Here is a 13,252-nt window from a genome sequence, read left to right on the forward strand (position 1 = left end):
GAATAGGGGAACTATGCAACAACAGTATGAAGGTTATAAGGATTTAGCAGATTCTCTAAAATCTGCATCTGCGTTGCTGAATTTAGAACGCAAATCGCAACTACATCAAGATATAATTACCATCTGCAATCATCTGATTAATCCTAGCTTTCGGATTGCAGTATTTGGGCCTTTTAATCATGGCAAGTCTACCTTACTGAATGCCATGTTAGGGAATCGCACCTTACCAATTGATTTAATTCCCACTACAGGCGCATCGATTACTGTCAAGTATGGCTCTGATGTGCGGACTCGCATCATGTTGTTAGATGGTACAGAAATATATCGCAGTGGCACAGAAATTTTACAGCAATTTGCAATTCTTGATGGCAATAGGCAGATGCGAAAAGATGTAGCATCTGTAGAAGTTTTCTGTCCACATCCATTTTTAGAAACAGGTGTAGAATATCTCGATTTACCAGGAACAAATGATAGAGATGAACAAGATAATTTAGTCCGAGAACAATTATTAAGTGCAGATTTAGTTATCCAATTATTAGATGCACGTAAGCTAATGACTTTGGGTGAGCGGGAAAATTTACGAGATTGGTTATTAGATCGCGGTATTAAAACAGTTATATTTGTTGCCAATTTTCTTAACTTACTCGAACCCGACGAGCAAAAACAAGTTCAAAATCGCCTGCTGTTTGTTGCAGAAAGCTTTAGAGCCGAATTACCTCCAGGTTTTAGTAATTTATATCGCGTTGATGCTTTACCTGCCTTAAGAGCCAGATTAAAAGGCGATGTTGCTGCTGCCAATAGTAGCGGGTTAGCAGCATTTGAAACAGCTTTGCAAAATATTGTCGGGATTTTGCAACCAAATCGTGGTAGTGTGCGTTTACCAAGAGTGGAAGCGATCGCTTCTCAAATCCAACTCTCATTAAAAACTAAAATTGACCCTATTGCTATTGAAATAAAATCCTTTGATGATAAACAAAATAGCAAAATTGAAATTAAACAAAAAGCAGCTAACTTAATTTATAAAGGTTTTACTACTAGCGTAGGAGAGTTACGCAATTGGCTAGCATTACCCAAGCTCTTGACAAAATATCAAGCTGATGCAGCAGTTGCATTGGCGGAAAATAACTTTAAAGTTTGGCAAATAAATACTCTTAAAAAAGACCTGCTGCAATTGCAATTGGCTGCGGTGAAATGGCTTTATCAAGCTTACGAATTTTTTCAAGAAGAACGGCCGCAAGATTTATTAATTCCCTTTCCTAGCGAACCACAAGTAATACTACCGCCAAAGCCAAGTAATAGTGATGATTTAAGTGAACCTGGTTCCATCGCGGTTGGTGGTGGTATTGGTTGGTTGTTAGGTGGCCCGGTGGGTGCTGCTGTCGTCGGGAGTATTTCTTATTTGTTAAACAAGAATATCCAAAAACAAGACGAACAATTAGCAAAGGAATCTTATCATCAAGACGTTGCTAAACTTTGTATAACCGCAATTGAAGATTATTTATCTAGCTTCAGTAGTCAAGGCTTATCAATCTTGACTGAATATGAACAGAAAGCCGATAAAGTAATTTGCTTTGAAGTCAGTCAAGAACCACTAGAAATTACTAATAAACGGGAAAATTTGCAGCAGTTACAAAACGGTTTTAATCAGTTATTACGAGAGTTAGAAAAAGTCAATATCCTCTCAAATCATCAACCTTATAAAGAAATACCCAAATACAGCAACACCAAGAGAAAATATTCGCCACAGCCAAAGAGAGTTCAAATTTCCCCTGAAAAAGATCCTGGTGTTAAGCAACAACAGGAAAATACTACTAAGAATACTAGGACAAGGGTAGAATCTGTTTCCCCACCACCACCGCCAAAAGCTCCTCCCTCTCCCCGGAAAGAAGAGGTGGAGGCAAAATTTCGTGATTGGGAACTTAATGAAGAAATAGCGCGAATGAAAGCAGAGATGCGAACGCCTGGTTTTAAAACTGGTAAACAGCAAAATACAACTCAAAGCAACGAAGCACCCAACCAACCTAAAACACAGACACAAAAAGATAAAATTACTCGCGCCTACAGTATTTTAGGATTGCAAACAAATGCATCTCTAGCTGAGGTAAAGCAGGCTTATCGAACTTTAGTAAAAAAATGGCATCCAGATTTGTTTGTGAATCAGCCGCAACTGCTAAAACAAGCACAAGAGAAAATGCACTTAGTTAATGAAGCGTACACAATTTTGAGTGATAAATAAACAACCAGATCCCCGACACCTCAAAAAGTCGGGGATCTTTAGATTCATCCTAATTTCATTTCTGGCTGTCAATATAGAGTTAGGAAACTGTTAGGTGAGACTTATTTATGCAACTGCTATCTTTGAGGAATGGCTTTTTGGCGTTAACCTTGAGTGCGATCGCTTCAGGCGGTGGGTTAATCACAGGCTGCGCTAGTACTGCTTCCCAGAACCAAAGCCAAGCGCCAAACACAACCACCAGCAATGCTAATGATAAGCAGATGATGAACCACGGTGGTGGCATGAATCACAGTATGGGAATGGATTTAGGCCCAGCCGATGCTAACTTTGATTTACGGTTTATCGACGCTATGATACCGCATCATCAAGGGGCTGTGGAAATGGCTAAAGAAGCGCAGCAGAAATCAAAACGCCCTGAAATTAAAAAACTAGCAGACGATATCATCAAATCGCAAAACCAAGAAATCACTCAGATGAAGCAGTGGCGAAAAACTTGGTATCCCAGCGCCGGAGATAAACCAATGGCTTATAACAGTCAAATGGGTCACATGATGGAGATGTCATCTGACCAAATGCAAGCCATGATGATGAGTCAAGACTTAGGTGCAGCTGATGCTGAATTTGATCTGCGCTTTATCAATGCGATGATTCCTCACCATGAAGGGGCTGTAACAATGGCAAAAGATGTCTTGAGTAAATCTAAGCGCCCTGAAGTCAAGCAATTAGCCCAAGAAATTATCAAGGCACAAAATACAGAGATTAAGCAAATGCAGCAGTGGCGAAAAACTTGGTATAACAAGTGATCGCATTGCCAAAAATCTTTGTTTGCGACTCAACCAACCATTTTGGTAGGTTCTGGTGCATCATAGTGTTCGCCTGCTGGCAACTGCGATTATCTACGACTTTTCCAGTATCCAGGTTCTCGACTACAATGCATCACTGTTAGGACAAGAATATAGTCTTGCTCAATCGTGTAAAGAATTCCATAGGGAAACTTGCTTGTCATGCATCGTCGAACATCTTCATCAATCTCAACGTAGCGAGTAGGGGATTCTCTAATTCGATAAATCTCAATACTTAGATAGAAGTTGAACTTTTTTTTAAAGTTTACTATTTCTAATAAAAATCTATCATGGCTTTTGATTATTCTTTAGACTTTAAAACTATTGATTTTCGCCAACATCCTGAACTCTATCGTGTTGGGAAGGGTGAACAGGGTGTACTTTTGGTTGAACCATACAAATCAGAAATCCTTCCTTACTGGCGATTCAAAACTCCTGAGATTGCTAGAGAGTCTAGTGAAAAAATCTATGAGATGTTTCTTGATTATTTAGAGAAAGATGATTTTGTCGGCGCAGATATGGCAAGGAAGTTTATCCAAATGGGGTATACTCGCTCTCGCCGTTATGCTAATCATAAAAGCGGCAGGAAGTATAAACAAAATTCCGAAGATTCAGGTTCCAAAAAAGAGATTCTTCCTTACGAAGTAGACCAAGTTAAAGCGGAATCAGCAGCAATATTTAAAGCCAAGTGGGTAGAAGCAAAGACAAATGAGAAATATCGAGAGCTTTTAGCCAAGCATAAGCAGATGTATGAAGTAGATTAATAACTTCGTAGGTGCGTTAGGAACGTAAAGCACCTTCTAAGATGTTTTCACTGCGGTCGCTAACATACTCTACCAAACAGCCGATGAGTCTTTTATACTCGTGAACGAGGCTTTGATACTCGCCGACGAGTCTTTTATACTCGCGAATGAGTCTTTTATACTCGTGAATGAGTCTTTGATGCTCGTGAACGAGTCTTTTATACTCGCTGACGAGTCTTTTATACTCGTGAATGAGTCTTTGATGCTCGTGAACGAGTCTTTTATACTCGTGAATGAGTCTAGAAGACTGATTGCAGAAACTTTTTATATTGCCACCAATTAATTTAAGATTAGCGCGATCGCATTTCCCCACTCAGCAATCCAACAATAATCATAGTTGTTTACCGCCATACCTGAGCCAGCATCAGATCAAAATGAAAGTCATACGTCCACACTGGTAGCTTCATTTCTTCTGACAAAATGGCAGTGACAGCATCGCAGACGGTAATCCGTTGATCTGGAAAACTTGCAGCTTTTTTAACTGCTGCCATATATTGTTCCTGTGAAGGATTGACGAAATGAACTGCTCCTATACATTGTCTAGCAAAGCTAATCGCTTGTTCAGTTCCGAGACGATATAGCAAAAGATTATATGTTTTCAGGTAAACAGGAAAGGGAACTAACTAGGATTATTAAATTTTCTGTATTTATACGTTGTAGTTCGGCTTGCGATCGCTCATGATATTGGTCGTCTATATCTACAGCAGCATATAAAGGCCCAGTGTCAGCAATTACGGCTCTCAAGGTGTGTTTGGTGGCAATGACTGCAAAAACGTTTGTTCAGCTAGAATTTTATCGTGATTTACTGACGTATCTTTAAATCCGCTTCCCTTAGGTGCAGGAGTAAGGCGTAAAGCTTGCTTTTGTGGAGGTAAATAACCACGTTGGCTGAGGAATTCTTCGAGGGCATTTTCTACGATAGCGTTAGCAGGTAAGGAAACTTCTTGATCGCCGATGTAAGCACTTAGAGCATTAGCGATCGCATCTGGCAGTGTGATATTGAGAGATTGCATAAGCTGGTTATATTGTCGTCAATTAATTTAAGAGTAACGCGATCGCCGTTCGCAGAGCGTTCCGCAGGAAAGGCGGGCGCTCTGCGCCATCGCATCCCCTCTTCACCAAGCCAACCAATCATCATCCTGTGCAACAATAGCTGTAGCTTAGTCGGAGTACAAACTATGGACTGGCAACAGTACATTCATTCAGACCCCAAAATTCTGCTGGGTAAGCCGACTGTCAAAGGAACTCGTTTATCTGTAGAGTTCTTATTGAGTTTGTTTGCAGCAGGATGGACAGAACAACAAGTGGTAAAAAATTATCCTACTCTAACTCCAGAAGCATTAAGGGCAGTATTTGCTTTTACAGCAGAGTGTATGCGTGAAGAATCTTTTCTATAAGTATGCAATAAGCTTAAAAAAATTATTCAGATTGCATAAATTGTATTTTACACAACCGAGGACAAAGCGATGACCATTATCACAATAGATGATGAACTAATTAATGAAATTATCGCAGTCAGTCACTATAAAAATCCACAGGAAGCAGTCATTAAAATATTATTCAATTACTTGCAGCAACAAAAAAAAGAACTGCCTTTATTTGAGCGACTACGTTTTATAGACGACGAATCTGCTGAAGATGATATCGCCTCGTTGTTTGAACGTGATAGAGACACAGGTAGGAATTTTGAACTATGACTTATCTAATAGACACCTGTGTAATGTCTGAGTTTGTTAAAAAAGCTCCCAGCCCCCAAGTTAGTCAATGGTTAAATCAGCAACCGATTGAACAATTATTTTTAAGTAGTATTACTATCGCTGAAATAAAAAAAGGGATTTATAAGATCCAAGACTCACAACCTGAACGATATCAAAAACTAAAAATATGGCTGCAAAGAGTAGAAATTGAATTTAATTCTCATATTTTACCGCTAACCGATGATATTTTAGATAATTGGGCAAAATTTTCTGCAAATGCCGAATTGAAAGGTAAAAAATTAGCTGTAATGGATAGTCTAATTGCCGCAACAGCACATCATCATAAATTAACTTTAGTTACCCGTAATGTTGATGATTTTAAACTGACACCAGTTAAAATTATGAATCCTTACAGTCTTGTGTAAATTATGACCACCCAACCCGGTATTGAGCCGAGATATTCGCACTCCCTCATCCCCCCACAACCTGACTAGGGTCAAACAACCACCCATCGCCGACTATCTCCTCTAGACGCTGATTGAGTCGCGGGAGGAAATATTCTGGATCATTTAGCCGTTGCTGAACAAACCAATTATCAAATGCTTCCTGTGTTTCAATCTCTTGGGCATTTGCCGCACCTAATATAATGTTGAAACTATGCTCTTGAAGTTCCTCTAACTGCGGATGACCTTCACCTCGAAGTTTGCAAAAGAACATAGTCGTTGCTCCTAACACAGCTTCTAGTTCATCGCCTTGAGGCACTCTATTATATAAAGCACGAATTAACTCAATGGCATCTCCTAAAGGTGCTTGAATTCTCAGTGTCAGCCAGATTGCTTGAGCTAGGTAAACCAAACCGTTACTTTCATCAGTTAAGCCTAAGCTAGTTAAAACTGTCACTAAATCAACATAAGCACAAACCTGTGTAAGTGCCAAAGCAGCTTGCAAATTCAGTTCTAATTCCCTAACTTTATCCCCGGTTTCACCTGTCCAATAAGCTATGTTTGCCAGGGTCAGGGCTTTACCTTTGACATCGCCAATCTGCTCAGATATTTCTAAGTCTTGCTCCCAGAGTGCGATCGCTTTTGGGATGTCCCCTTGTTGGGCGATTACCTGTGCCATGTTGTTGAGGGTAGCGGCTTTACCTTTGACATCGCCAATCTGCTCAGATATTTCCAAGGATTGCTCCCAGAGTGCGATCGCTTTTGGGATGTCCCCTTGTTGTTTGAATACCTGTGCCATGTTGTTGAGGGTAGTGGCTTTACCTTTGACATCGCCAATCTGCTCCTTTATTTCCAAGGATTGCTCCCAGAGTGCGATCGCTTTTGGGATGTCCCCTTGTTGGGCGAATACCTGTGCCATGTTGTTGAGGGTAGCGGCTTTACCTTTGACATCGCCAATCTGCTCAGATATTTCCAAGGATTGCTCCCAGAGTGCGATCGCTTTTGGGATGTCCCCTTGTTGTTTGAATACCTGTGCCATGTTGTTGAGGGTAGTGGCTTTACCTTTGACATCGCCAATCTGCTCCTTTATTTCCAAGGATTGCTCCCAGAGTGCGATCGCTTTTGGGATGTCCCCTTGTTGGGCGAATACCTGTGCCATGTTGTTGAGGGTAGCGGCTTTACCTTTGACATCGCCAATCTGCTCAGATATTTCCAAGGATTGCTCCCAGAGTGCGATCGCTTTTGGGATGTCCCCTTGTTGGGCGATTACCTGTGCCATGTTGTTGAGGGTAGCGGCTTTACCTTTGACATCGCCAATCTGCTCAGATATTTCCAAGGATTGCTCCCAGAGTGCGATCGCTTTTGGGATGTCCCCTTGTTGAGCGAATACCTGTGCCATGTTGTTGAGGGTAGCGGCTTTTTCTTGCAATTCCTCTTCAGGGCAAAGGTCTAAAGCTTGCTGATAATGGGCAGCAGCCTCTTGTACAAAACCCAAAAATCTTTCAGCATTGGCAATGGTTCCCAAGATGCGGTAATCCTGAAAAACTGCTAGAACTTGCTTACATAACTCCAAAGCTTCCACAAAGCGGGAATTGTTCACCCAACTGCTTGCAATCCTATCTCCAATACTGACAGCAATCTCCTGCTCTTTTGCCAGCAATCCCAAACGTACAATTTCCAGTGCTTCTGCTTCCGTGGGGTTGTCATTCTCCTCCCACCAAACGTTATGGATTTTCCTCACCGCTTGCTGTCGCGTTGTTTGCCATTCTTCCTGAATCAACACTTTTTCTAGCAACGATTCTAAAATTGTCGTCACTCGATAATTAGCTGGCTGGGTGGGGTGAGTGGTAGCAGACTCAACTAAGCTGAGGCTGACAAGCTTTTGCAGAGAAGCAAGAGAGGGGGAGATGGCGTTAATGATTTCAACAGTAACGGGCAAGTGAAAGACACTCAAGCGTGCGATAAACTTTCGTTCTTCCAATTCCAAGGCATCGAGCAGAGTTTGTGCCAAGATATCTTCGCGGAATTTCTGCTCAGTCGCCTCCAGCCGATTCAGTAATTCATCCGCCGCTATTCCTGGTTGCTGAATCACCTCTAACAGCCACTTCAGCAAGCGGGGATTACCATCAGCAATGTGAATAATTCGCTGAGTTCTTAACTGCTGCCTAACTTCTTTATCTAAAGGAAAGCAAATTTTATCAATATCACTACTGCTCATCCCTGCCAAAGATTCCAAGTGCAGGCGGTGGGGTGGCAAGATGTCTTCTTTCAAATAGCGACAGCTGACAATCAGCCGACTTTCTGCCCCGTTCTCCTCCAATGCCGCACAAATCGCCCCTAAAATTTCGTAAGCCTCTGCCGTCATCCGCAGTGAACCATTTTTAACGCTAGTATCGGGAATATTTTGCTCAAAGTCATCCAGCACCAGCAACAGGGGTTGACTATGTTCTTTTTCTATTGCTTCAAAAAAGTTTTGCAACCGTCCTTTAAGAGACACCTTTGGTTCGTTCAGCAGTTGGGGAACATCTGCAAACCTCTCAAACTTATTAGAAAGCTTAGTCAGCAAACCTATCTCATCCAAAGGCCCAATCAACACAACTCGCGCAAAGTTAGAACGCTGCATCTGCACCCGCGTACATAACCGCGCCGCCAGAGTACTTTTGCCCAGCCCCCCCATCCCGGCAATAAACACCCCGATTTGGTCGCTGGTTTCTTGCAAAGCCTTGAGACATCGTTGCAAAGGTCGTCTGCGTCCGACAAATTCAAACTGACTGGCAACTTTAACTTGATTATTCTCATCCAAAAATTCTTGCTCTGACGGTGTAAACTTCAGCTTTTCACGATTTCTTGTTCTCAGAGGTGTTACCAGTTCTGCAATGGGGCGCGTATCCCGATACATCCGCAACAGATGCCAGTCGGTGCATTCTTTGTCAATCATCTCCTGCTGCGCCGCTTTGACTGCTGCTTCCACACTTGCCCCCGTCGCCAAAGCTTGATAAAGTGCCTGTGCTGCTACAATACCCGTGCGGTCAAACACCGGACGCGCCCAGCCTAAAACTATACCTGCCCCTGCTTTCACCAATGCCTGCGCCATCGAGGGTACTGTCCCCTTGTTAGCTACCTGTCCCGTATGACAACCAGAGAGAAAAGTTACACGCGGCCAGCGATCGCGAAAGGCTTTAGCTAAATCATTGACGGTAGTAAGTTGCATATTCCCCACCTCATCTTCAGTGATGAAGCAGGGGGTATTGTCTGCCAGCGTTATACCTGTTGACAGCAAAGAGCCGTAATCTTTTTTGGTATAAATTATCCCGTGTCCTGTGAGGTGAAAGACATCAAAGTAGTTTTCTTCGTAGGATTTCACTAAATTGGCTAACTCTGCAACCGAGCCGCTTTCCTCGACAATCAACGCCAAAGGCTGATCTTTAGTTGCTTGCAAAATGTTTGCTTCTTCCTGCTCAAACCCTAGTGGTGGAACTCTGGGATCTTCAGGAGAAGTCGCCATAAACAGCAACCGCAAAGGGCGATTTTGCACGCCAATTATTTGAGTTTGACGCTGCTGCACAGAACGCACTGGTAAAACGGAAAGATTCTGGCGTTCTATTAAAAACCCTGCACCATCATGTAGCAATTCCCAAGGCAGATGCGCCAATCCCAACGCTACCCGTTCTGTTTCCGGGTTCAATCCCTGGGCTTCGCTGGTTTTAATCAAATCTAGAAGAATCGTTTGCTCATCTGCTTCATCCAGCGCCCTTCTCAGCCATCCTTCTTTACCATCCAGCCATTGATAAAGTTGCCGTCCCAACTGGGTGAGATAGGGTAAATGATCTCTTTGTTGAGCATAGTAATTTTGCTCACACAAATCAATCAGCGCTGCCAACTCCGTTTTATCCAGGCGACGTGAGCCATAATCACAGCGCAGTTCAAAAGTTTGCTGTTGACTGAGGGCGAAGGTGAAGTTTAGGGGCATGGCTGACAGCAGTAGTTTCCACAGTAACCTTCACCGTATTATCACCTTTTTCCTGAAATTATCGCCGATATTCGTCGCCGCAATCGCCGATAAGCTGGTACAAATCGCGTGATTGGCGAGATACTGCATTGATGCGATCGCGATCGTCTGTATCTAAACTAAAACTAAATACTTTGGCGTTATCTTCTATATGTTCAGAGACACCAAGTCTTGCACCAACTATCACACCGCCCACCGTTGGCTGATCTAAAATGTAACGCACTGCAACGTTGGAAATGCTTACGCCATGTTTATTAGCAATTTCCTTGAGGATAGCTAGCAACTCTTGAAATAATTGCCAACCACCCCAAGCATCGATCATATTTTTATATTTTTTCAAACTAGCAGTGGAAAGATCAAATCCTCGCGGTTCCGGTTTCCCCAAATAGTTTTCTGATAACAAACCGCCGCACACTGTACCGTAAGTAAAAAGCTTTATGTCATGCTGCTGACAAAACTCCACCATATTAACTTCAGGACGGCGGTCAACTAGAGAAAATTGCACTTGGTTAGAAACAATTTTGATACCTGCTTCGGTAATAATCTTCAAGTTTTCCGTGTCAAAATTAGTTAAACCTAGATGCTTAATTTTACCTTCAGTCTGAAGTTCCGCCATATATTTAAGGGCATCTAGATAATTTTTATCCTGATATTCCCACCAGTGAAATTGCATCAAATCTAACGATTCCACATTCATCCTTCTCAGGGAAATATCAATATTTTCCTCAACCAGTTTTTTCGTCATTTTGCCTGGACGAGGTACCCATTTCGTAAAGGCTTGCACCTGAGATAAAGCATCTTTACCACGAGTATCAATTAGTTGGCAGCGAAACTCACCAATAAAGTCTTCTGCGGGGCCATAATGGTCTGCTAAATCCCAAGTGGTAAAGCCTGCATCTAAGTATTTGAACATAGTCTCAATGGCGGCATTGGGATTGATCCGTCCGTGTGCGCCGGAGACTTGCCACATCCCATTTAATATGCGGCAGATGTTCAAATCAGGAGTAAATTGGAGACGGCTAGCTGCGGGTAAGTTCATTTTCAATTTATGAGTGAAAAGTAGGAATGGCAAGACTTAAGAATTACTAATAGATAAATCATAACTGATAATTCATAATTCCTAACAGACGCCATCAATCGTGTATCTACTTTTTAACGCCAGCCTTTTTCAGCTTGTTCGAGAACATAAGCAGCAACGTCTTGAATTTGCTGTTCAGTGAGTAGCTCTTTGTAAGCTGACATATTATTTTTACCATTGGTTACTATGGATGTAACAGCCTCGATTGAATCCATACCATACTTTTTTAGGGCTTGCTTTTTGAGATTTTTACCTCGCCGAATTATGTTGCTACCGTTAATATGACAACCAGCACAATGAACACTAAATATTTGTTCACCATTAACTGTATCTGCTGCACTAGCAGGCAAAGTAAAAGTAATGATTAATAACAAAATTGTTACTAATACTAATCTGAGTAACTTTTTCAATTAATTTCTCCCGATTTGGACATACTGGTTGCAAGTATTAAGTGTAAGAACCAATACTAGAGGGATTCAAAATCTGTTGTAAATCCAGCAAAATTTACACAATCTTCTTGAAAGGCTTCTGCATCGCTAACATCCTCAATTTTATAGGACATAATCCGCGTACCATCTGGCATTTTTTTGGAACCAATTAATTCACCTTGATATTTCTCTGCGATCGCTTTAAATTCAACACCATAAATCTTCCAGGCATCACCCGAACAAGTAATATTTACTCGCCACATATTTTCCTATAAATTACTACCACTAAATATTCATCATCTCACAAATGGGCAACATCTTACACATCACCTCTTTGGGATTGCAATTTTCTATCTAAAGGCAGTGCCAAGCCTGATCGGGCTACGCCATAATGGGGATGTAGGAACACTTCTAGAAACTTTTATCCCAATTAGTTAAATTCCAAGAGTTGAAAATGCCTAACAATATCAAACAACAAATTCAAGCAGACCTGCAACAAGCTAAAGAAACTGGACAATTAAGAACTGAGCGGATTCGAGAAATTGTCAAATCCGCAGTTTCTCAAGTCTCGTCTGAGTTTAAACAAGGTTCTAGTGAAGTTCGTAGCATTGTTAAAGATGCAGTCTCTGCTGTCATTGAAAACTTTCAAGAAAAAGGTAGTGAACTCAAAGATGAAGTAACAGCTTCCATTGAAGGAGCGCTGGAAGGAATTAATAGCAAAAGGCACGAAAGCATTGCTCAAACTCAAACAGATATCAAGCGGCTACAGGCTCAACTGGATGGTGAAGAAGAACAACTCCAGCAAGAGGTTGATGTAATTTTGGCAGAGATTGAAGAGACGGGTAAAGAAAAACCAGCTAGTACCAAAACTGCAATTGATTCTGCTGTCAATGCCATTAAAGATAGTGAAGAAGTCGGATTGTTAAAGAAACGTTACGCGCAACTGCAAGCGCAGCTAGCCATTGTCCGAGCTAATATGGCTGCACGCTATGGCGGACGTAATATGGAGGTTCAAGATTATCTAGACGAGGCTAAACACTGGTATGATAAAGCTCGTCCCCAAGCTGAGTCTGTAGTCGTACAGGTAGGAGAAAAGCGATCGCAGCTAGAAGATAAACTGGGTGAAGCTGGTACATCTCTAGCAAGAAAAGAGCGCCAAATCAAACAGACTTTAAGAGAGTTACTCCTAACAGCCGCTGACTTATTCAAAGATAAGGAACCTGCTGATAAAGAGCGGGAGACTATTCATAAATAGACTATATTCCTTCTTGACAAAAATCCTCTTTTTGTAGGGGTGCAGCCAATGGCTGCACCCCTACAAATGTATTTATATAATTAGACTCGATGCTGAAAATCTAGATTACCTTATTTTTTGCAGGGTTTACTCATGACTAATATCAACAGCACTGGGTTTTGGCTTAAGTTCAATACCCGTGAATGAAATCGATAAACAATAACAAGTTTGCAAACTAAAGAATTCTATAAAAAGGAGTTTTCTAATAGGAAATGCCCAAATCAAATATATAGTTGGTAACTAATTGTTAACGAAAATGTCAAAGTATTAATTAATATTTCTAACTTGCGATTTGAGGAGATTTTCATGGTTATTCTAAAATTACCATAATAGCTTCTCTAAAACGACAAGAAATCCAAAGCGGATACTTATTGTTCTTAATCTCTGAATCTTAAATTAACCGACTTTAGCGTAACCGTGTC

14 protein-coding genes are annotated in these 13,252 nt (G+C 41.5%); 7 read left to right on the plus strand and 7 right to left on the minus strand.

The features are described 5' to 3' along the window. Window positions 1–13 precede the first annotated feature (13 nt). The 3 genes from HUN01_RS28320 to HUN01_RS28330 all read left to right on the plus strand — a co-directional run bounded on the left by HUN01_RS28320 (window position 14) and on the right by HUN01_RS28330 (window position 3,842). Window positions 14–2,236 (plus strand): dynamin family protein, encoded by a 2,223-nt coding sequence (locus HUN01_RS28320; RefSeq protein ID WP_181928951.1) that lies wholly within the window; start codon window positions 14–16, stop codon window positions 2,234–2,236. A 107-nt stretch (window positions 2,237–2,343) separates the two neighbouring features. Next, window positions 2,344–3,039 carry a DUF305 domain-containing protein gene (locus HUN01_RS28325; RefSeq protein ID WP_181928952.1) on the plus strand — a complete coding sequence of 232 codons (696 nt, stop codon included), beginning with the start codon at window positions 2,344–2,346 and terminating at the stop codon, window positions 3,037–3,039. A 329-nt stretch (window positions 3,040–3,368) separates the two neighbouring features. Further along, window positions 3,369–3,842, plus strand: coding sequence for a DUF4385 domain-containing protein (locus HUN01_RS28330; protein WP_181928953.1), 474 nt, complete (start codon window positions 3,369–3,371; stop codon window positions 3,840–3,842). 380 nt (window positions 3,843–4,222) lie between these two features. On the opposite strand, the gene HUN01_RS34960 is transcribed toward HUN01_RS28330, so the two are convergent. Genes HUN01_RS34960 through HUN01_RS28340 form a run of 3 tightly spaced genes read right to left on the minus strand, consistent with a single transcriptional unit; the run spans window position 4,223 to window position 4,894 of the window. Beyond that, a complete protein-coding gene (locus tag HUN01_RS34960; RefSeq protein WP_203219503.1) occupies window positions 4,223–4,465 on the minus strand; it encodes a hypothetical protein in 243 nt (80 codons plus the stop codon). A 4-nt stretch (window positions 4,466–4,469) separates the two neighbouring features. Next, a complete protein-coding gene (locus HUN01_RS34965) occupies window positions 4,470–4,625 on the minus strand; it encodes a hypothetical protein (protein ID WP_203219504.1) in 156 nt (51 codons plus the stop codon). After that, window positions 4,622–4,894 carry a hypothetical protein gene (locus tag HUN01_RS28340; protein ID WP_181928954.1) on the minus strand — a complete coding sequence of 91 codons (273 nt, stop codon included), beginning with the start codon at window positions 4,892–4,894 and terminating at the stop codon, window positions 4,622–4,624. The genes HUN01_RS34965 and HUN01_RS28340 overlap by 4 nt, the downstream gene beginning before the upstream one ends. Window positions 4,895–4,906: 12 nt before the next feature. Between HUN01_RS28340 and HUN01_RS35685 the strand changes: the two genes are divergently transcribed. The 3 genes from HUN01_RS35685 (at window position 4,907) to HUN01_RS28355 (ending at window position 6,003) form a co-directional block, all read left to right on the plus strand. Next, window positions 4,907–5,278, plus strand: a complete 372-nt coding sequence (locus HUN01_RS35685) for a DUF433 domain-containing protein (protein ID WP_238845689.1) — start codon at window positions 4,907–4,909, stop codon at window positions 5,276–5,278. A gap of 69 nt (window positions 5,279–5,347) precedes the next feature. Further along, window positions 5,348–5,578 (plus strand): type II toxin-antitoxin system VapB family antitoxin, encoded by a 231-nt coding sequence (locus tag HUN01_RS28350; RefSeq protein WP_181928955.1) that lies wholly within the window; start codon window positions 5,348–5,350, stop codon window positions 5,576–5,578. After that, window positions 5,575–6,003: a type II toxin-antitoxin system VapC family toxin gene (locus HUN01_RS28355; RefSeq protein ID WP_181928956.1), complete on the plus strand. Its 429-nt coding sequence runs from the start codon at window positions 5,575–5,577 to the stop codon at window positions 6,001–6,003. Before HUN01_RS28350 ends, HUN01_RS28355 begins: the two co-directional genes overlap by 4 nt. A gap of 46 nt (window positions 6,004–6,049) precedes the next feature. Here the strand turns inward: HUN01_RS28355 and HUN01_RS28360 are convergent, their stop codons facing one another. From HUN01_RS28360 to HUN01_RS28375, 4 genes are all read right to left on the minus strand, one after another. Next, window positions 6,050–9,991, minus strand: a complete 3,942-nt coding sequence (locus tag HUN01_RS28360) for a tetratricopeptide repeat protein (RefSeq protein WP_181928957.1) — start codon at window positions 9,989–9,991, stop codon at window positions 6,050–6,052. A gap of 58 nt (window positions 9,992–10,049) precedes the next feature. After that, on the minus strand, window positions 10,050–11,069 hold the full coding sequence (locus tag HUN01_RS28365; RefSeq protein WP_181928958.1) for an aldo/keto reductase: 1,020 nt from the start codon (window positions 11,067–11,069) through the stop codon (window positions 10,050–10,052). Between the two features lie 113 nt (window positions 11,070–11,182). Beyond that, window positions 11,183–11,518, minus strand: a complete 336-nt coding sequence (gene petJ / locus HUN01_RS28370; protein WP_181928959.1) for a cytochrome c6 PetJ — start codon at window positions 11,516–11,518, stop codon at window positions 11,183–11,185. 56 nt (window positions 11,519–11,574) lie between these two features. Next, window positions 11,575–11,799: a hypothetical protein gene (locus HUN01_RS28375; protein ID WP_181928960.1), complete on the minus strand. Its 225-nt coding sequence runs from the start codon at window positions 11,797–11,799 to the stop codon at window positions 11,575–11,577. A gap of 191 nt (window positions 11,800–11,990) precedes the next feature. Between HUN01_RS28375 and HUN01_RS28380 the strand changes: the two genes are divergently transcribed. Then, window positions 11,991–12,791 carry a histidine kinase gene (locus HUN01_RS28380; RefSeq protein WP_181928961.1) on the plus strand — a complete coding sequence of 267 codons (801 nt, stop codon included), beginning with the start codon at window positions 11,991–11,993 and terminating at the stop codon, window positions 12,789–12,791. Window positions 12,792–13,252 lie beyond the last annotated feature (461 nt).

The organism is Nostoc edaphicum CCNP1411 (genome assembly GCF_014023275.1).
GTDB lineage: Bacteria > Cyanobacteriota > Cyanobacteriia > Cyanobacteriales > Nostocaceae > Nostoc > Nostoc edaphicum_A.

Bases quoted from the DNA above. Each gene is read 5' to 3' on its own strand.
- HUN01_RS28360 (WP_181928957.1), bottom strand. From the start codon at position 9,991: ATGCCCCTAAACTTCACCTTCGCCCTCAGTCAACAGCAAACTTTTGAA.
- HUN01_RS28350 (WP_181928955.1), top strand. From the start codon at position 5,348: ATGACCATTATCACAATAGATGATGAACTAATTAATGAAATTATCGCA.
- HUN01_RS28340 (WP_181928954.1), bottom strand. From the start codon at position 4,894: ATGCAATCTCTCAATATCACACTGCCAGATGCGATCGCTAATGCTCTA.
- HUN01_RS28325 (WP_181928952.1), top strand. From the start codon at position 2,344: ATGCAACTGCTATCTTTGAGGAATGGCTTTTTGGCGTTAACCTTGAGT.
- HUN01_RS28375 (WP_181928960.1), bottom strand. From the start codon at position 11,799: ATGTGGCGAGTAAATATTACTTGTTCGGGTGATGCCTGGAAGATTTAT.
- HUN01_RS28330 (WP_181928953.1), top strand. From the start codon at position 3,369: ATGGCTTTTGATTATTCTTTAGACTTTAAAACTATTGATTTTCGCCAA.
- HUN01_RS28380 (WP_181928961.1), top strand. From the start codon at position 11,991: ATGCCTAACAATATCAAACAACAAATTCAAGCAGACCTGCAACAAGCT.
- HUN01_RS28355 (WP_181928956.1), top strand. From the start codon at position 5,575: ATGACTTATCTAATAGACACCTGTGTAATGTCTGAGTTTGTTAAAAAA.
- HUN01_RS28365 (WP_181928958.1), bottom strand. From the start codon at position 11,069: ATGAACTTACCCGCAGCTAGCCGTCTCCAATTTACTCCTGATTTGAAC.
- HUN01_RS28320 (WP_181928951.1), top strand. From the start codon at position 14: ATGCAACAACAGTATGAAGGTTATAAGGATTTAGCAGATTCTCTAAAA.